The organism is Pseudomonas sp. 05N432 (assembly GCF_056396945.1).
In genome coordinates this window covers 22,527-42,480 of sequence record NZ_JBFTMM010000019.1, presented here as the reverse complement: position 1 = coordinate 42,480, position 19,954 = coordinate 22,527, and the positions used below count along the sequence as shown (strand labels likewise).

Here is a 19,954-nt window from a genome sequence, read left to right as displayed (position 1 = left end):
GTCTCTACCACGTGAAGTTCTTGAAAACCCCCTGCGAGCGGCAGAAGTCAGGATTTACAACGCTCTAAAAGATGCATTGGGCGCTCCGTTCACGGTGTTCTACAGTCGTCCATGGCTTGGACTAACGCCTGCTGGGGCCGAACGGGATGGAGAATGCGACTTCCTGGTTGCCCATTCTGATCTAGGTATCCTAGCGCTTGAAGTTAAGGGCGGAGCGATTGCATATGATCCCGCGTCTAACAATTGGACAAGTCGTGACAGGCATGGATTCGTACACGGCATCAAAGATCCTGTCGCACAAGCTCGGAGTGCCAAACACAATATCCTTCTGCAGCTCCGCAACTCAACCATATGGCGCTCACGCCGAATACGCGCGCACCATGGAATCATGTTGCCTGACTGCGCAGTGCCCCAGACAGGTTTAAGTGCAGAAGCGCCGCGTCAGATTGTTTGCTCATACGAAGACGTACATGACTTGAGATCTTGGGTACTTGAACGAATGGGGGCGGGGCATCCCCTAGCAGGCGGTGAAGAGCTTTTGGGCCAAGACGGTTTAACAGCCTTGGAAGACCTGTTAGCCCGCCCCTTCATGCTGAAAATGCCACTAGGACACCAGCTAGCAGAAGACGAGCATGCTTTGCAGGCATTGACTCCTCAGCAATTCCATATCTTGGAAGCTATTCAAGATGTTCCCAAAGTCGGCATTGCCGGCGGAGCAGGAACAGGTAAAACGATCTTAGCACTGGAAACCGCACGCCGCTTCGCGGATGCGGGTTACCGGACCCTTTTGGTGTGCTACAACCAACCTCTTGCGGCTGAATTAAAACGAAAACTGCATGGTATAAGGAACATCGAAACGGGCAGCTTTCATGAAATATGCCTGCAATTGGCAAGCCGAGCTGCTATTACTTTTCAGGTGTCTGAGCAGGCCTCTTTCTTCGACGAAACTGCCCCCGAGCTGGTCATGGAAGCTGTCGATACCAATCCACAATTTGCCTTTGATGCTATTGTCGTCGATGAGGCTCAAGATTTCAGGCCTCTGTGGTGGATAGCGCTAGAGTCTCTGCTACGACCCGGCGAGCGTTCCCGCCTCCAAGTCTTCTATGACTGCAACCAACGGGTATACGATCGCGGCGGCCGCCCACCTGAGGGAGTAGAGCTTGTTCCTATACGGCTCACGCGTAACTTACGTAATACATCCCAGATCCACACGGCAGCAATGCGACATTATGCTGGGCATGAAATCCTACATAATAATCTCGAAGGGGTTGAGGTAGAAGCCGTACCGGTAAACAGTTTAGCCGCAGCTTTAGAGTCAATTGACGCAAAAATTAGGGAGCTCATAGGGCCTGAGCGCATCCCTCCATGTGATATTGCGGTACTTACCTCATCACCCCTAATTGCCAATAGAATCGCTTCGAATGGCCGTCTAGCGGGGGAGCTGCTTTGCAATGCAACCTCTCCTGATGAGGAAGCAATTACAGTCGATACTATACGTCGGTTTAAGGGGTTGGAGCGTAGCGTAGTCATACTGCTCGCTACGCCAGACTTGCTGGAAACGCCAGAGCTGGCGTATGTCGCTTTATCGAGACCTCGGACTCTTTTATATATCTGCGGCTTCCCCGATGTGCTTGCGGCGATATTAAAGTCACAGATTGCGCCTTAACTGATAGCAGCCATTTTACACGGTCTGAACGACGTGATCAGTTGCTACTCTTGTGGCAGCTTTCGGCCCAGACTGTATGGAAACGCATGCACCGTTTTGTAGTCTGTGCTGCTACGTGAAATCTGCCAGCGTTTGGTTAGTCAGCAGACCCAAAATTTATATAAGAGCGCAATTTTCGCTCCGGCGCTGACTATCACGCGTGTTCTATAATGTTTTCACACAGCCTGGGACAAAAGCAGGCTGTGGGTACGATGCTGATGGCTCCGTATTTTCGCACAAATGATATCGTTTTTTTTCTTCGCCTCCCATATCGCGTTTTCAGACACGACACTCAAGCGGATCAAAGGGTTAATCATGGACAGGGAGCGTTATCAGGCACAAACGGCGGAAAGTATTACGCTACTTGTGCTACGTAATTCCTATTTGTAGTTAGACTTTACAGAAGGAGAAGTGTATGACGCGGATAGATGAAGAAATGAAAATTTCGGAGTGAAGGTTTGACTTTCACGTGTGGCATAAAAGTTTATTGCAGCAAATAGCTGCTCATTATATTTTGGTGAGATTTGGTGGGTGAAAAATATAAAAAGCAACATGGGTGGGGCATAAGTAAAGGAACCCTTGAGGCGATTAAAAAAGCTCACGATCGAGGGTGTGGTTTTGAGTGGGGTACGCAAACATGGAGCATAAGAAGAGCAGGATATCCTATCGACACTTGCATGGTGCGCCGAGCCTAACAAGTGTTCAGATCGCTCGCTTCGCTAATTCGGGACGCCCGCAAGCTAAGCTTGCGTTCGCCTCTTATTCTATACGTAGGGACTTAGAACAGGTGGTTTAGAATGAGTGGAACTCAAAGATGTTGGCTTCTGCTCGAGAAGTCCGATCAGACAAGAGTTTCGAAAGGTATTGATGGTTACCAAGATAAGACAGGTGAAGAGTACCGATATGACAGCCTTGTTCCGAACTTCAAAAATATCAAGACCGGAGATATAGCAATCCTTCGGAAGGAGGACGAAATTCTTGGCTTTGGTCGGATTGGCATAATCGCCGAAGCCCAATCCATAAAGACCCACCGGCGCTGTCCTTCGTGCAAGTCAACCGACATTAGGGAGCGTAAAACAAAGACCCCAAAATGGAAGTGTGGTCATTGCGCAATCGAGTTCTTCGAGCCAGATACCACCGAGGCGCCTGTTATGTCATTTACAGCGAATCTTGAAGGTTTTGCACATTTCGGTAATCCACCACCCGTTCAGGCCATCAAGTTGTGTTCTGCTAGCGGCGACGGCTTGGTATCTCAGTTGTCCATGATGCAGCTGGATTTTGAGACGGTGAGGACGCTTCTGGAAGGAACCGATATTCAGCTATCACCTCGATCTAGGACTGGAGCCATGGGTCAGGGGCTAGGTTTGTCATCGGAGGAGCGTAAGTGCGTCGAGCTCCATGCTATGGGAATCGCTCGTAAGCTCTATGAGGACGCCGGATGGTCTGTAATCGATACTTCGGCTTCGCAGCCCTATGACCTGTTTGCAGCACTGAATGCCGAGAAGCGTTTCATTGAGGTTAAGGGGACGACCGGTGAGGGCGCTTCGATAATTCTTACGAGTGGAGAGGTGATTCATGCGAAAGCCAATCCTCAAGAGTGTGCATTGGTGGTGGTGTCTGAGATTAGGTTAGAAAACGGTGCGGATGGCTTGTATGCGTCAGATGGTAAAGTCAGCACTCATCTTGATTCTTGGTGCCCAGAGGAAGACAGCCTCGAGGCTACTCAATACCGGTACCGCATTAAGAATGATTAGGGCCCAACAATTCGCTACGGGCGCGACTTCCCTGAAGGCTGCGACTTTGTTTCAAGCGTTAGTCGAAGTCCACAATGGTCGAGATCGGTCACCTACGACTGGCTGCTTTAGGCTGACTCTGTTGAAAAAGTCGCTTCCGGTAGTTTTGAGGCATTTCCAGGGGGTACTCGACCCCTAACCCAAAGCGAGATCGTTGCGTATATGAGATTTTAGAAGGGCGGTTTTTCAATACATAGGTAACGCAACGTTGAAAGTCGACTTCTCCAACAGAATCGGCCACAAGCAGTCATTCAAATGTGCCTAGGAAATCAAGGGCGATTCAGCTCCTGAGACTTCTCCTCTCTCTCAAAGCTCTTCAGACGACGTTCATTCAGGTAGAATCGCCGACTGCTAAACGAGCGCCCGCATCGGCGAGGAGAAATACCCAGGCGATGCGTTAGCCATACAGATGACGAGCCCTGCAAATCAGCTGAATTCTGCGCTTCCTTTTGGTTTACGCGCGATCGCACCCTCAACAGGCGGCAAAGATGTACACAGATATGGCTGTCAAAAATCCAAGTGCCCCAACAGCCAGCAAGGCATCTGCTCAGCCCATAAAAATTGTGCGGGGACCTACAGGCCTTCCCAAAGTCATCAGTTTGTTCTGTGGGGCCGGCGGGTTGGATTGGGGTTTTCACCAGGAAGGGTTTCAGATTCCAGTCGCGATTGATATATCTGCGGCTGCCATCAGCACTCATAAGAGAAACTTCCCTAAAACTCATAGCGTTGCTGCCGATTTGATAAAGCTCCAACCTGAAGGAGTGTTCCAACTGGTTAGGAGTCGAGTGAAGTCGAAAAGCCGCATCGGTTTGATCGGCGGGCCACCCTGCCAAGGTTTTTCACGTGCAAACACCAATTCGAAAGTTGATGACCCTAGAAACCAGTTGCCGCAACTATATCTAGATATAGTTAAGAGGCTCCAAGTTGACTATATCGTTGAATTTGTTGTGTTTGAGAATGTTCTTGGAATTCGCGATAAAAAGCACGCTCCAACCTACGAGGCGCTGATTAAGGGGTTGGAATCCCTCGGCTTTTGTATTACGGAGAAGGAGCTATGTGCCCTCGATTTTGGTGTACCTCAAAATCGACGCAGAATCGTGTTGTCGGCTCTACGCGCAGATCAAGGCTATAGTGAAGTACGCCCAGAGGCGCATACTGGATTAAGAACGGTAAAGGAAGCAATAGGCGCACTCGCCGAGCCAACTTTTTTTGATAGAAAGTTGAGGGCGGAAGATATTCCTGTGCATCCCAATCATTGGACTATGAATCCAAAATCTCCACGATTCAGTGATCCCGATGGCGACTATCCGAAAGGGCGCAGCTTTAAGCGCCTTTCATGGGGCGATGCAAGTCCGACAATTGCATTTGGTCATCGTGAGATACATATTCATCCAAGTGGAACTAGACGACTCAGTATTTACGAGGCAATGATACTGCAAAGTTTTCCTTCGAGCTTCGTTCTAGAAGGTAATTTATCCCAGCAAGTCGAGCAGGTATCTAATGCTGTACCACCACTGCTTGGAAAAAGTATCGCCGCGGCCGTAAAAAAATCCATAAAAACCAAAAAAAACTTAAAGGCGAAGTAGAGCGCTAATCTACTTCGCTCTTTTCAGGCAGGAGTTATTAGGTGGCGTTCATAGACCGCTGTTCGTGAACAGTAAACCATTGCCACCACTCAGCGATATAATATCTTTCTGATTCAAGTAGTGCTTTAGTACTCATTACCTCAGCATAAGGATCAGCATTATGATGATGGCATGATCAAGATCTTGAAGCTTAGCGGCTTGTTTCTCGGCTTTAGAGGCCCGCTTAGGTTCCAAGCGAGGCACCAAAGGCGTTGGTGATGGGGCTCGAAAATAAGGGCCAGCGTTCATTGGCCCTTATTTGTATTGCGTTTTAATATAGTTCCATGCGTCGTTTAAAATAAACTTATTTGTCGTTTATGTAAGCTTGCCTGTCGTCCGACGGCGGCCAGCGCCAGAAATCAATCCCAGCTCAAAGCCCCACCAGTCTGATACTCAATAACCCGAGTCTCAAAGAAATTCTTCTCTTTCTTCAAGTCCATGATCTCGCTCATCCAAGGGAACGGGTTAGTCGTCCCTGGATACTCTTCTTTCAAACCGATCTGCGACAAACGACGGTTAGCGATGAACTTCAGGTAGTCCTCCATCATCGCCGCGTTCATGCCCAGCACGCCGCGAGGCATGGTGTCGCGAGCGTATTCGATCTCCAGCTGAGTGCCCTGCAGAATCATCTGCGAAGCTTCTTCCTTCATTTCAGCATCCCACAGGTGTGGGTTTTCGATTTTGATCTGGTTGATCACGTCGATGCCGAAGTTCAGGTGCATGGATTCGTCGCGCAGGATGTACTGGAACTGCTCGGCGACGCCGGTCATTTTGTTGCGGCGGCCCATGGAGAGGATCTGGGTGAAGCCGCAGTAGAAGAAGATGCCTTCCAGAACGCAGTAGTAGGCGATCAGGTTGCGCAGCAACTCTTTGTCGGTTTCGACGGTGCCGGTTTCGAACTTCGGATCGGAGATCGAACGGGTGTACTTCAGGCCCCAGGTGGCTTTTTTAGCGACCGATGGGATCTCGTGGTACATGTTGAAGATCTCGCCTTCATCCATGGCCAACGATTCGATGCAGTACTGGTAGGCGTGGGTGTGGATCGCCTCTTCGAACGCCTGGCGCAGGATGTACTGGCGGCATTCCGGGTTGGTGATCAGGCGGTACACGGCCAGCACCAGGTTGTTGGCAACCAGGGAATCGGCGGTGGAGAAGAAGCCGAGGTTGCGCATCACGATGCGGCGCTCGTCGTCGGTCAGGCCTTCCGGGTTTTTCCAGAGGGCGATGTCGGCGGTCATGTTGACTTCTTGCGGCATCCAGTGGTTTGCGCAGCCGTCCAGGTACTTCTGCCAGGCCCAGTCGTATTTGAATGGGACGAGTTGGTTGAGGTCGGCGCGGCAGTTGATCATGCGCTTTTCGTCGACCGCAACGCGGGCAGAAGCGCCTTCGAGTTCGGCCAGGCCTTCGGCGACGTCGAGTTTGTCGAGGGCGGCCTTGGCGCGAACGATCGCAGCCGAGTCGGTGGCGGTTACGGCGCGAGCTTCAAGGGCTGCGGCACCACCGGCGCTGTCGAGGCGGTCCATGTTGGCTTCAGTAGCATGGCCAGCATTGGCGCCTTTGGCGACAACTTCGCCGTCTTCTTTGTCGAATTCGTCCCAGCTCAGCATGACGTGTCGTCTCCTGCGTGAGGGCCAGTCGCCCGTGTGAAAACACTGATGGTCGGTTTTTCACACGGCCCGCTGGCCGCGTTGTCTCTAAAAGGAATCGTTTGTTGCAGCAGTACGCAGGCAAAAAACAGAAATGTGTACGGGTGTCCTGAAGTCGCTAAGGGCGGAGATAACGTCGTCAGCTCCTGCGGTGGCCTCAGCGTCCTGCATCCTCCTGTAAGGGGATGTTGCAGGCCCGATTTACGGGCGCATTATAGGTGTTTTTTCACGCTTGTGGTGCGACGAAGTGGCTCAGAGAACCCTCGGCAGGGCGCGTAATCAAGGCGGAGCAAGGGTTTACAGGGCTTTGGCCGATGAAGATTTTTTTTAGCGGTTTTTGGCGACTCGGCAGCGCTGATGGTGTCGGAGTTTGCTGTCAAAACGGCGCAAGCCCGATGGGATGGGACTTACAGGGGAGATGGGGTGTTTTTCGAGGCGCGATTGTGTGCAGTTTCGGGCGCCAATTGTTGATTGGATTGTCTGTTCAAAAAACAACCAAAAGCGGCTTATTACACTACATGTAGTGTTTTGATCTGCGTTTCTCTCGCTCCAGACACAACGACGCCCGACGAGAGTCGGGCGGTGATGTCGGGTTCGGCATTAAGCCAAGCCTCAGCGTTGATGATCAGCCGTTGGAGCAGCCGTTACCCATTACGCTGTAGCGCAGAATATGCCGTTGACCTTTCGAGTCTTCATATTCCATGCGGGCCGGTACAACTTCGCAAACGCTGGGAACTTCGCTCATGGAGATAACTTTGGCGATGTCCAGGTGAGTCGAGTAAGTGTATTCCTCTACCGGTACGGTGTTRTTGGCGACATCAGTCGGGATCTCGTCTGCCATGGCGGTTGCACACAGACTGCTGAGGGCCAGAACCAATAAAGCTTTCATTTCAATTTTACCTTTTAAAGGTCGAAGGGGGTCACGCAACCTTTTTGGGGTTGCGTGTGGAACTTGACGACTAAGTGTTGGATTAACTGCCTTCGTGGGGGCTGCAACTGGGTTAATCACGTTTGCCGTGTTGGCGAGGCTGATTTTAGGGGGCCGAGTTGCACGCATATAGGTGTGCTTTTGATAAAGACTTTTGGCATATCCTGTAACAATCCCTTAAAAACGACCTCGTGTGCTTCAGGGCCGGCTTTCTCGAAATGCCTGAAAGCCAATGAAACCGCGGTGTCTGAGCGGTTCGCTCGGTAAACACGACGTTTTGTAGGGGCTTGTTACTACCATCGTCGAATGGTTCTATAGGCCCGCCCCGGGCTACAACTGGGCCATACAAAAACAACTATTCCACCGAGGTAAGAAAGATGAGTGCGGCTTCTCTGTATCCCGTTCGTCCCGAGGTTGCAGCCAACACGCTGACTGACGAGGCGACCTACAAGGCCATGTACCAGCAGTCGGTCGTCAACCCGGACGGTTTCTGGYGCGAGCAAGCCAAGCGCCTCGACTGGATCAAGCCTTTCACCACGGTGAAGCAGACCTCTTTCGACGATCACCATGTCGATATCAAGTGGTTCGCCGATGGCACCCTGAACGTTTCCTACAACTGCCTGGACCGCCATCTCGCCGAGCGTGGCGATCAGGTCGCGATCATCTGGGAGGGCGATGACCCGGCCGAGAGCCGCAACATCACCTACCGCGAGTTGCACGAACAAGTCTGCAAGTTTGCCAACGCCTTGCGCGGCCAGGATGTGCACCGCGGCGACGTGGTGACTATCTATATGCCGATGATTCCCGAAGCCGTGGTCGCCATGTTGGCCTGTACCCGGATCGGTGCGATTCACTCGGTGGTGTTCGGCGGCTTCTCGCCGGAAGCCCTGGCCGGTCGGATCATCGACTGCAAATCGAAAGTGGTGATCACCGCTGACGAAGGCCTGCGTGCCGGCAAAAAGATCTCGCTCAAGGCTAACGTCGATGACGCGCTGACCAACCCGGAAACCAGCAGCATCCAGAAGGTCATCGTGTGCAAGCGCACCGGTGGCAACATCAAATGGAACCAGCATCGCGACATCTGGTACGAAGACCTGATGAAAGTCGCGGGCACCGTGTGTGCGCCGAAAGAGATGGGCGCCGAAGAAGCGCTGTTCATCCTCTATACCTCGGGCTCCACCGGCAAGCCGAAGGGCGTGCAGCACACCACCGGCGGTTATCTGTTGTACGCCGCGCTGACCCACGAGCGCGTGTTCGACTACCGTCCGGGCGAAATCTACTGGTGCACCGCCGACGTCGGCTGGGTCACCGGCCACACCTATATTGTCTATGGCCCGCTGGCCAACGGCGCGACCACCTTGCTGTTCGAAGGCGTGCCGAACTACCCGGACATTACCCGGGTGGCGAAGATCATCGACAAGCACAAGGTCAACATCCTCTACACCGCGCCGACCGCAATCCGCGCCATGATGGCGCAGGGCACCGCGGCCGTTGAAGGCGCTGATGGCAGCAGCTTGCGTCTGCTGGGTTCGGTCGGTGAGCCGATCAATCCGGAAGCGTGGGAGTGGTACTACAAGAACGTCGGACAATCCCGTTGCCCGATCGTCGATACCTGGTGGCAGACCGAAACCGGCGCGACCCTGATGAGCCCGCTGCCGGGCGCTCACGGGCTCAAGCCGGGTTCTGCGGCGCGTCCGTTCTTCGGGGTGGTGCCAGCATTGGTCGACAACCTGGGCAACATCATCGAGGGCGTTGCCGAGGGTAACCTGGTGATTCTCGATTCGTGGCCAGGTCAGGCGCGTACGCTGTACGGCGATCACGACCGCTTCGTCGACACCTACTTCAAGACCTTCCGTGGCATGTACTTCACCGGTGACGGCGCGCGCCGCGATGCCGATGGCTACTGGTGGATCACTGGGCGCGTGGATGACGTGCTCAACGTTTCCGGTCACCGCATGGGCACTGCCGAGATTGAAAGCGCGATGGTCGCTCACCCGAAAGTCGCCGAAGCGGCGGTGGTTGGTGTTCCGCATGACATCAAAGGGCAGGGCATTTATGTCTACGTCACCCTCAACGGTGGTGAAGAGCCGAGCGAAGCGCTGCGCCTGGAACTGAAAAACTGGGTGCGCAAAGAGATCGGTCCGATTGCCTCGCCGGATGTTATCCAGTGGGCGCCAGGCCTGCCGAAAACCCGCTCGGGGAAAATCATGCGCCGCATCCTGCGCAAGATCGCCACGGGTGAATACGACGGGTTGGGGGATATCTCCACCCTGGCCGATCCGGGTGTGGTGCAGCATTTGATTGATACGCACAAGACCATGAGCGCCGCGTAACAGCGGTTCTTGAGTCATCGAAAGCCCCGCCCGGTGTTGAGCCAGGTGGGGCTTTTTTTGTGGTGATTGGGTTTGAGTTCTCTATTGCTTGGGTTGGCCTCATCGCGAGCAGGCTCGCTCCCACGCTAAATCGTGTTGAAACAGAAACCTTGTACACCCCACAAATCCCCTGTGGGAGCGAGCCTGCTCGCGATGGCGGTACCAATAATTATCGACTTCATCTGTCGGCTAATTCCCACTGTTACCCGGCCGGTCTCAAGTAACTAAATGTGTAACCGCCCGCCCGCTTTCGAGGCATTGGGAAACGCAAAGCCCCGTTTTAGGGCCTCTCCAGACCACCTAAAAAATAAGACATAACGCTGCGCTTGCCGGATTAGAAGGGTTTGCGAATAATAGGCCCGCAATTTGCAACATAGATCGGTTCACTGTCTTTTGCTCTTGCATGAATTTGCAGGGCTGTCAATGCGCTCGGTCGGGTTTCTCAGTGCTTCTGTAATTTGTTGTCGCATTGAAGAAATATCGGCTTCGGGCCTGTCGTTAGAATGCCGATCACTCGCTCGCCGTTGCCCGCGTTGAAATCAGAGCTGATCTCAACGCAACAATCCTACGACGCAGCGCAGCTTTCAATTTCCACCCATTCGCATATTGGGCTGTCGCTCACTCTGCCGTTTTCGCCCTATACCGATGGAGTCCTAAGATGAAGAAACTCGTGCTTCTTGGCGCCCTGGCACTGTCCGTGCTGTCCCTGCCAACGTTCGCCGATGAAAAGCCTCTGAAAATTGGTATCGAGGCGGCTTACCCTCCGTTCGCGTCCAAGGCGCCGGATGGCAGCATCGTTGGTTTCGACTACGACATCGGCAACGCCCTGTGCGAAGAGATGAAGGTCAAGTGCGTTTGGGTCGAGCAAGAGTTTGACGGTCTGATCCCGGCACTCAAAGTGCGCAAGATCGACGCGATCCTGTCGTCCATGTCGATCACTGACGACCGCAAGAAGTCCGTGGACTTCACCAACAAGTACTACAACACCCCGGCACGTCTGGTCATGAAGGCCGGTACGCAGGTCAGCGACAACCTGGCCGAACTCAAGGGCAAGAAAATCGGCGTGCAACGCGGTTCGATCCACAACCGTTTCGCCGAAGAAGTCCTGAAGCCGCTGGGTGCTGAAATCAAGCCGTACGGCTCGCAGAACGAAATCTACCTGGACGTGGCTGCCGGTCGTCTCGATGGCACCGTGGCCGACGCCACCCTGCTGGATGACGGCTTCCTGAAAACCGACGCTGGCAAAGGCTTCGCCTTCGTTGGTCCGGCCTTCACCGATGAGAAATACTTCGGCGACGGCATTGGTATCGCCGTGCGTAAAGGCGACAAGGCTGAGCTGGACAAGATCAACGCCGCCATCGTCGCCATTCGTGCGAATGGCAAGTACAAGCAAATCCAGGACAAGTACTTCAACTTCGATATTTACGGTAAGTAAATAGTCGCAGCTGTCCATCCAAAATGGCGCAAGCAACAGGATCTCTGAGGTTTGCGCCATTTTTTCATCCCAACTTTCGAGGACCTGAATCATGTTGAAAGGCTACGGGGCTGTCATCCTCGATGGCGCATGGTTGACGCTTCAGCTCGCCTTGTCGTCCATGGCCTTGGCCATTGTTCTGGGTCTGATCGGGGTCGCATTGCGCCTGTCGCCGATACGTTGGCTGGCCAGGCTGGGCGATCTGTATTCCACGGTGATCCGCGGGATTCCCGATCTGGTGCTGATCCTGCTGATTTTCTACGGCGGTCAGGACTTGCTCAACCGTGTTGCGCCATTGCTCGGCTATGACGACTACATCGACCTGAACCCGTTGATGGCCGGTATCGGCACCTTGGGTTTCATCTTCGGTGCGTACCTGTCGGAAACCTTCCGTGGGGCCTTCATGGCGATCCCCAAAGGCCAGGCAGAAGCCGGTGCGGCGTACGGCATGAGCAGTTTTCAGGTGTTTTTTCGGGTATTGGTGCCACAGATGATTCGCCTGGCGATTCCGGGCTTTACCAATAACTGGCTGGTGTTGACCAAGGCGACTGCGCTGATTTCGGTGGTCGGTCTGCAAGACATGATGTTCAAGGCCAAGCAGGCGGCAGATGCCACCCGCGAGCCTTTCACCTTCTTCCTCGCAGTGGCCGCGATGTACCTGGTGATCACCAGTGTCTCGTTGCTGGCATTGCGTCACCTTGAGAAGCGCTACTCGGTAGGCGTAAGGGCGGCTGATCTATGATCTTCGACTACAACGTCATTTGGGAGGCCTTGCCGCTGTACTTCGGCGGCCTGGTCACCACCCTCAAACTGCTCGCGCTGTCGCTGTTGTTCGGTTTGCTGGCCGCCTTGCCGCTGGGCTTGATGCGGGTTTCCAAGCAGCCGATCGTCAACATGTCGGCCTGGCTCTACACCTACGTGATCCGCGGCACGCCGATGCTGGTGCAGCTGTTCTTGATCTACTACGGTCTGGCGCAGTTCGAAGCAGTACGTGAAAGCTTCCTCTGGCCGTGGCTGTCCAGCGCGACATTCTGTGCGTGCCTGGCCTTTGCGATCAACACCAGCGCCTACACCGCGGAAATCATCGCCGGCAGCCTGCGCGCTACGCCGAACGGTGAGATCGAGGCGGCCAAGGCCATGGGCATGTCGCGCTTCAAGATGTACAAGCGCATCCTGCTGCCATCGGCCCTGCGCCGGGCGCTGCCGCAGTACAGCAACGAAGTGATCATGATGCTGCAGACCACCAGTCTGGCGTCCATCGTGACCTTGATCGACATCACCGGTGCCGCGCGTACCGTGAACGCTCAGTACTACTTGCCGTTCGAAGCCTACATCACCGCAGGCGTGTTCTACCTGTGCATGACGTTCATTCTGGTGCGCCTGTTCAAGATGGCCGAGCACCGCTGGCTGGGCTACCTCGCCCCGCGCAAGCACTGAAACCACTGACTGACTGTTTTTGTGAGAACCGACAGCATGTACAAACTTGAAGTCCAAGACCTGCATAAACGCTATGGCAGTCACGAAGTGCTCAAGGGCGTGTCCCTGAAAGCGGCGGCCGGCGATGTGATCAGCATCATCGGTTCCAGTGGCTCCGGCAAAAGTACTTTCCTGCGTTGCATCAACCTGCTTGAGCAACCGCACGCCGGCAAGATTCTGCTCAATAACGAAGAGCTGAAACTGGTGGCGAACAAGGACGGCGCGCTGAAAGCCGCCGACCCGAAACAACTGCAACGCATGCGTTCGCGGCTGTCGATGGTGTTCCAGCATTTCAATCTGTGGTCGCACATGACCGCAATGGAAAACATCATGGAAGCGCCGGTTCACGTCCTCGGCATGTCCAAGGCCGAAGCCCGTGAAAAGGCCGAGCTGTATCTGGCCAAGGTTGGCGTGTCCCATCGCAAGGATGCCTACCCGGGGCATATGTCCGGCGGTGAGCAGCAGCGTGTGGCGATTGCCCGTGCGTTGGCGATGGAACCTGAGGTGATGCTGTTCGACGAACCGACCTCGGCACTCGACCCGGAGCTGGTGGGCGACGTGCTGAAAGTGATGCAGGCGCTGGCCCAGGAAGGTCGGACCATGGTCGTGGTAACGCACGAAATGGGCTTTGCCCGTGAAGTGTCGAACCAGTTGGTGTTCCTGCACAAAGGCGTGGTTGAAGAAAGCGGTAACCCACGTGAAGTACTGGTCAATCCACAGTCCGAACGTCTGCAACAATTCCTCTCCGGTAGCTTGAAATAATCAGGGCTGCCGTTGTGCACAAGGATAGTGCATGCTTCGCAATTTAGAAGCCCGCCCCCGATCCTTGTGGGAGCTGGCCTGCCAGCGATAGCGGTGAGCCAGTTTGCATCTCTGGCACAGACATACCGCCATCGCTGGCAGGCCAGCTCCCACAGGGGGCTTGCTGGTTTTGAGATTTGTGTTCGTTTACGGGCTAGCATTGGCCCATGCCTTCATCACTGTTTTCGTTTCGGACTGCCCGCCATGACTGCCCATCGAATTGGTTTCCTGATTTGGCCCAGCACTAAAGCCTTGACGCTGGCGCTGGCCGAGGAGGCCTTGCGTGTTGCTCAGCGCGTGCATCCGGACGTTGTTTACGAACTGTCGTTTCTGCAGGCCGAAACGCCTGCTGAAGGGGCCTGGCAATTGCCGGGTGAGGCGTGGACCGGCAAGCTGGAAAACTTCCAGAAGCTGTTTCTGCTGGCTGATGAGCCGCCGACCACGTTGGCACCAGCGCTCAGCAGCGCACTCAAGCAATTGGTGCGTGCCGGTTGCGTGATTGGCGGTCTGTCGGCCGGTGTCTATCCACTGGCCCAGCTCGGTTTGCTCGATGGCTATCGTGCGGCGGTGCATTGGCGCTGGCAGGATGATTTCGCCGAACGTTTCCCCAAGGTCATCGCTACCAGCCATTTGTTCGATTGGGATCGCGATCGCCTGACCGCGTGCGGCGGCATGTCGGTGCTCGATCTGTTGCTGGCGGTGCTGGCCCGTGACCACGGCGCTGAACTGGCCGGTGCGGTGTCCGAGGAGCTGGTGGTCGAGCGCATTCGTGAAGGCGGTGAGCGCCAGCGCATTCCGTTGCAGAATCGCCTTGGCTCCAGCCATCCGAAGCTCACGCAAGCCGTGTTGCTGATGGAAGCCAACATCGAAGAACCGCTGACTACCGACGAAATCGCCCAGCATGTGTGCGTGTCCCGTCGGCAGTTGGAGCGGATTTTCAAGCAATACCTCAACCGCGTGCCGAGCCAGTACTACCTGGAATTGCGCCTGAACAAGGCACGGCAGATGTTGATGCAAACCAGCAAGTCGATCATCCAGATCGGCCTGTCGTGTGGCTTCTCTTCGGGGCCGCATTTCTCCAGCGCCTACCGCAACTTCTTCGGCGCCACGCCGCGGGAAGATCGCAACCAGCGGCGCAGCAGCAGCCCGTTCGAATTGTCTTCGGTGCCGTCGGAGCGTGGCTGATCCGGCACGTCACGCCCTGAGGTTTTACTCGTCGACTTCGGAGCCGTCAGTGGACGAAACGTCCAATTCGCCTCGATCAATCACCTCTTGCACACCGAAATCCATACCCGTGCGTTCGAAGTAACCGATCAGCCGTAGCAGGCTCTCCTCGGAAAACGGATTGCTCCTTAACGTGATGTTTTCGGCGATATCCACCGGCAGTTCCAATACATCGCTCGGAACTTCAGTGATGGCGTTGCCACTGAGATCGGCCCAGTCCAGCTCTGTCATTTGCAGCAGGCCGTGCGGAATTTCAGTGATGCCGGTTTCATTCAGCAGCACGGTCGCCAGCCCTGTCATCTGGCTCAGGTCAGGCGTTCGCCCCAGAGGATTGCGGGCCAGATCGAGATAATCGAGCTGTTCCATTTCCGCTAGCGCGCTTGCCGATTCTACTGACAGGCTGACGCGGCATTCAGGGAGCGACAACGACCGCAGTTGCCCCATCTTGAATACGGCATCGGGAATGTTGCCCAGGTTGCAGTCGCGAAGCCTGAGGCTTTTGAGCTTGGGAAAGGACTCCAGAAAACCTCCGGTGCGGGTTATGCCATCGATGCTCAGTATCTCCAGCGACGTCACATGGCTGAAGTCGGCGCTCAGGGTCGGCAGATCTCCATTGATGAGGAGGGGGATGGCGAGTTCAAACGTGGGCTCAAGCGCCTCATTAAAATCATCCAGATCGGTTTCACGTCGCCAGCACTGTTCCAGCAATTGCTTGAACTCGTCGCGACTCGAGTGCTCGATGAGTTGTTGCTGTGCATCGAAAGGTTCACCGGTCAACGGGTGGCGGGCCGGCAGGTCGGCCGTCCAGGCAGACAAGTCGGTGCGGAGTCGGTTGAGCTCTGCTTCCAGGCGTGCCAGTTCGAGTCGGCCGTCATCGAGTGTGCCGGGCAGCTCATACACAAAGTCGCTTGCCTGTTCGACCTCCATATTCGGGTACAGCGCCTTGACCCGCGCGATATCCGCCTCGGGGGCATAGACCCCCAAGTCATAGAGGCTGTCCAGGTAGCGCTGCTTGATCAGTTGTCGCGCGCTGTCGGAGAGCGGGTTGCGGGTAAGAAACACGCCGTGTTTGTTGTAGACCGGACTCTCGAACAATCCGCCAGGTAGCTCGCTGATACTGTTGTTTGAAAGTCTGGCGGTGTCGAGTTTGGGGTGATGCATGATGCTGGCGGGGAATTCACTCAGGCCGGTTTGGCTCAGATCCAGGTGAACGAGTTCGGGCATCGTTTCGATGCTGGGCACCACACTGAACGGATTATTGAACAGGTCGAGCATGACCAGTTTGTTCAATGAAGACAGTTTCGACCAGGCGACAGCGTCGAGCTGGATGCCGCAATCACTGAGCACCAGTGCGTCGAGGTTCGGCATTCGGGTAATGGCGTCGGGGAGGGTGGTCAGGGAGAAGCGGCGCAAATCGAGACGGTGCAGACCCTTGAAGTTTTGCAGAAACCCGTGGACGCCATGTACCGCACGGCTGCCTTCCAGAGACAGCAGTGATACATGACTGAAGTCGGCAGTCAGTGTCGGCAGGTCACCGAGTAACGGTTCTGCGAGCCTTAGCACATATCGGCCGGTGCCATCCGGGGCGTCAAAGTCCCGATCGGATTGTCGGCGCCAGCTACGCTGGATTTCCTGGGCCAGTAACCGGCGATTGTGTCGTGCGACCTGTTGCTCCAGATCGCTTAGCGCAACCCCGGTTTCAGGGTGGACGGTGGGCGTATCGTTTACCCAGGTTCCCAGGTCCCGATGCAGCTGTGCGAGCTCGCTGGCCAGGCGTGAGAGTTCCACGCGAGCACCGTTCGGATGGCCTTGTAATGCAAGGACAGTCGACTCGATTTCTTCCGGTGAAAGGCTGGGGTAGACCTCACGAACCCTGTCGTTGAGGGTGGGCGTCGTGCGGTTGTTGCGACTGTAACCCTGTGTGCCACCCGGCAGGCGCATGGTTGTCGGGTCGTAGAACGGTTTTCGATGAGGGTGTTTTGCGAACAGTGTGCGTAACGTCGGTTGGTCCACAGCGTGTTCGGCAATGCGCTGTTTGAGGGCCTCGCCGTCTTCGAGGGTGAAGCCCAGTGCAGTGCGATCTGCATCCGGCAGCGCTTGAAGGATGGCGTGATAAAAGTCACCGGGCAGTTGCTTGTCCTCGTGAACCTGGTAAGTGAAGTCATCAGCACGCACCAGCGTTTTCAGGGTCGACGCGTCGGCCTGGCCAATGCTGTCGCGCAAGGTGCCGACGTGCGAATAATCCCTCACCTCGATGCGCAGATGGGCGGGCCAGCCGGGCAATGATTCGAGGCTATGCAAAGCCAGTCGGTGGGTATCTGCCGACTCCATGTCTGCGAGATAAAACCCCTCATAGGCTCTGGCGACACGTACGGCCTCCATGGCTTTTAGCGCCACGTTCTTGAGTCGCTGCGGCACTTGACCGTTGTGCAGGCTCATCAGCTCGGTGCCTGTTGCATTGCTCACCAGTTCTTGCGCGATGTCTGTCGGTAAGTTCTGTACTGCACCGAGCAGTAGCTGAACGTCCTGATCATCGGTTTTTTCAAGTTCACGGTAGCGAGATTCGAACAGTGATTTGCGCTGGTTCAGGGCCTGGTAATGCTCGGGTTGGTCGCTGCTGGTCTGCTCGACCAAGGCCTGAATGTCCCGATTGATCTTGAAGCGCTTGATCGTGTCAGTCAGCAGCGAAGGCGGGCGATAATTTTCGACATGCGTTTCGCGCAATACGTTGTCGTGAAAGCCGCTGATCCGCAGGATCTGTTCGCGCTCGGCGCTGCTGAACGACTCGACGCTATGGCCGAGGCGACGCATGACGGTTTCCCGGTCCCAGCTCAGCGGTTGTTCGAGTCCGGTCTGCCAGGCACCGTAGTTGTTATGTCGCAGGGGCGGTTGATAAGCGTCGGCCCGACTCGGATGCTGAAGCTGAAACTGCCCGGTCTCGCTATTCAAGCGCACCGCATAGAGCTTGTCCTCAAGGGGCAGAAGGGTCTTGCCCTGATGTTGATACAGGCCGAGGTGATCGGGTTTGACCGCGGTCGGGATGTTGGTGGTGTGCTCATAAGGCGTCAGGTCCGGTTTCCAGTAACGGGTTTTGCTCTCGGTCACTTTGACGGGAGTGAGCCGGTCGAACAGCGCCAGTGTGTCGCGGGACAGCAAGGGTTTGATCTCTCCAACAGCAATGACGCCACCCACCGCGAATGTCCCCAGTTGAACGAGCGACTCGACGACGCTCATCAGGTGTCCGAACGCTTCTGTTTTCAGGCCTTCGGCCCAGTCGACGATGCCTTCGAACGCTTCGTCGAGTAACTGGTAGGCCATATAGGCCAGCGTCAGTTCGCCGAGGAATGGAACAAAGGGCAGGGCAACGAACGCGGCCGCTTGAAGGATTGTCGAGGCGACTTTGCTGAAGGCGTCCCACTGCGCCCATCGTGCATTCCGGTCGGCGCGGGCGGTGGAGACAGCAATGGTGCGTGCGTCGTTGAGGATCTTGTTCAGTTGCCGCTGATAGAGGTGAGCCCATAGGTCGGCGTTGATCGGGTTCAGTGAAAATCGCAGGTTGGGTTTGTCGATGGGCGTCTCTCGCCAGCTGGGCAGCGGGTCGCCGTGTTGATGCTGGTGCCAGGTCACGGCGCTGAGGCGGCGGTTAAGGTCGGCGAAAAAATGCCCCCTCTCCTGATGGTCGACGAACTGGCTGAAAAAGCGCTGGTAGGCGGGTGAACGCAATTTGCGGGTCAGCTCGGTCATGAACGCCAGCGTGTCGGGATACTGCTTGACGGGATGTTCGGGGTCTTCCGGGATATAGGCCACGATCCGCGTTGCCTGGCGAGAGTGCTCAAGGTTGGGGGCGAAAATGACAATGCCGGTCAGCGCTGAAGACATCATTGTCAGGTCGTTGCAGTGCAACGCTTGGTTGCCCGGCTTCATGCCCGGGCGTCCTTCCAGGAGACCGAGAATCGAGTCGCAGGTGTCTTTTTCAATGTTCTGTCGAAGCAGCCCCTGATGCAGCGCCGACTTGAGTGCGGCGTGCTGCGCGTTCCTGACGCTTGGCTTTAAAACAGCGCCGACCAGCGGGTTGGTCACGCCCAGGTTGTCGTTGAGGTAGGCGCTGTACTGGCCGCCGATATCCAGTTCTCGGCACAGTCGGGTGAACCCGGCGATGCTGATGTGCTGCTTGATCGTTGGCAGCGTGTCGAATTGTCCGGTGGAGGAGGGTTCGGTGATGAAGCTCGAGGCCGGCTCAAAGGCGTCTGCCTCCGTCTCCGATGCCTGGAAATTGTGCAGGGCAGCGTCGAGCAATGACACTGTCCAGGTGCGTGCGGCACCGGATTTGACCGGGAACCAGGGGATGGTCTGAGGGATGTACAGGCGCAGGAAGGTGGTCTTGACGTCCAGTTCCAGGCCGAAGCGGGTTTTCAGCGCCTCGCTCAGCAGCGGCTCGGCGAAGGCGCGGGCGTTTTGCAGTTTGCCCAGCATCTGCTCCAGCGGGTTTCGATGGGACCAGTGTTCGGTGTTGAGTGCGTTCAGTGTCTGCTGTTGCTGGCGGGTCGCGTTGCGATACCAGTGAGGCGTTTCGAGCCTGGCGTTTTTCAGCGCGTTGCGCGTCTCGGGCGACGTTTGCAAGATCCAGGTCGGGAGGAGTGTGGAAAGGTGTTGGTAGTGGCTGTCCGGATGAGCGGCAAGCTCGTCGTGTTGATTCATGCGCAAGTCCCTTGGCGTTTGGAGTAGACGCAAGGAAAACAAACGGCGATGCGCTCCGTGCAGTACATAATTACCGTCCGGCTGGACAAGCCTGCCTATAACGTACTCCGGCAGTTTAAACTGCGCCTTTGCGACGCTATTTGTCGCATTGCCATAAACCCGGCTCAAACCTGTGTTTGCGCTATAAGAAGTTGTCGCTTGGCGGCAAGGCC

General features: G+C 55.5%; 12 protein-coding genes. 9 read left to right on the top strand and 3 right to left on the bottom strand.

Going from position 1 to position 19,954, the window contains the following annotated elements; translation table 11 throughout:
* Positions 1 to 562: 562 nt before the first annotated feature.
* The 3 genes from AC1DHT_RS21350 (at position 563) to AC1DHT_RS21340 (ending at position 5,084) form a co-directional block, all read left to right on the top strand.
* Positions 563 to 1,666 (top strand): AAA family ATPase, encoded by a 1,104-nt coding sequence (locus AC1DHT_RS21350; protein WP_427536309.1) that lies wholly within the window; start codon positions 563 to 565, stop codon positions 1,664 to 1,666.
* Positions 1,667 to 2,502: 836 nt separating this feature from the next.
* On the top strand, positions 2,503 to 3,459 hold the full coding sequence (locus AC1DHT_RS21345; protein ID WP_427535950.1) for a protein NO VEIN domain-containing protein: 957 nt from the start codon (positions 2,503 to 2,505) through the stop codon (positions 3,457 to 3,459).
* Between the two features lie 527 nt (positions 3,460 to 3,986).
* Complete coding sequence (locus tag AC1DHT_RS21340; RefSeq protein ID WP_442114431.1) at positions 3,987 to 5,084, top strand: DNA cytosine methyltransferase; 1,098 nt, start codon at positions 3,987 to 3,989, stop codon at positions 5,082 to 5,084.
* A gap of 398 nt (positions 5,085 to 5,482) precedes the next feature.
* On the opposite strand, the gene AC1DHT_RS21335 is transcribed toward AC1DHT_RS21340, so the two are convergent.
* Together AC1DHT_RS21335 and AC1DHT_RS21330 are read right to left on the bottom strand one after the other, a co-directional pair.
* Positions 5,483 to 6,730 (bottom strand): ribonucleotide-diphosphate reductase subunit beta, encoded by a 1,248-nt coding sequence (locus AC1DHT_RS21335; RefSeq protein ID WP_054593626.1) that lies wholly within the window; start codon positions 6,728 to 6,730, stop codon positions 5,483 to 5,485.
* Between the two features lie 664 nt (positions 6,731 to 7,394).
* On the bottom strand, positions 7,395 to 7,658 hold the full coding sequence (locus AC1DHT_RS21330; RefSeq protein ID WP_123585392.1) for a DUF2790 domain-containing protein: 264 nt from the start codon (positions 7,656 to 7,658) through the stop codon (positions 7,395 to 7,397).
* Positions 7,659 to 8,074: 416 nt separating this feature from the next.
* Here AC1DHT_RS21330 and acs point away from each other — a divergent pair, with 416 nt between their 5' ends.
* From acs to argR, 6 genes are all read left to right on the top strand, one after another.
* Positions 8,075 to 10,030 (top strand): acetate--CoA ligase, encoded by a 1,956-nt coding sequence (gene acs, locus AC1DHT_RS21325; protein WP_477761461.1) that lies wholly within the window; start codon positions 8,075 to 8,077, stop codon positions 10,028 to 10,030.
* 697 nt (positions 10,031 to 10,727) lie between these two features.
* Entirely contained in the window at positions 10,728 to 11,504 is a 777-nt protein-coding gene (locus AC1DHT_RS21320) for an ABC transporter substrate-binding protein (RefSeq protein WP_262111705.1), read from the top strand.
* 91 nt (positions 11,505 to 11,595) lie between these two features.
* Entirely contained in the window at positions 11,596 to 12,285 is a 690-nt protein-coding gene (locus AC1DHT_RS21315; protein ID WP_429539256.1) for an ABC transporter permease, read from the top strand.
* Positions 12,282 to 12,980, top strand: coding sequence for an ABC transporter permease (locus AC1DHT_RS21310; protein ID WP_019693167.1), 699 nt, complete (start codon positions 12,282 to 12,284; stop codon positions 12,978 to 12,980). The genes AC1DHT_RS21315 and AC1DHT_RS21310 overlap by 4 nt, the downstream gene beginning before the upstream one ends.
* A 36-nt stretch (positions 12,981 to 13,016) precedes the next feature.
* The gene (locus AC1DHT_RS21305) at positions 13,017 to 13,781 is read left to right on the top strand and encodes an ABC transporter ATP-binding protein (RefSeq protein ID WP_019693166.1); all 765 of its coding nucleotides are present in this window, start codon (positions 13,017 to 13,019) and stop codon (positions 13,779 to 13,781) included.
* Positions 13,782 to 14,024: 243 nt separating this feature from the next.
* Positions 14,025 to 15,005, top strand: coding sequence for a transcriptional regulator ArgR (gene argR, locus AC1DHT_RS21300; protein ID WP_427545766.1), 981 nt, complete (start codon positions 14,025 to 14,027; stop codon positions 15,003 to 15,005).
* A 24-nt stretch (positions 15,006 to 15,029) separates the two neighbouring features.
* On the opposite strand, the gene AC1DHT_RS21295 is transcribed toward argR, so the two are convergent.
* Positions 15,030 to 19,742, bottom strand: coding sequence for a dermonecrotic toxin domain-containing protein (locus tag AC1DHT_RS21295; RefSeq protein ID WP_477761460.1), 4,713 nt, complete (start codon positions 19,740 to 19,742; stop codon positions 15,030 to 15,032).
* Positions 19,743 to 19,954: the final 212 nt, after the last annotated feature.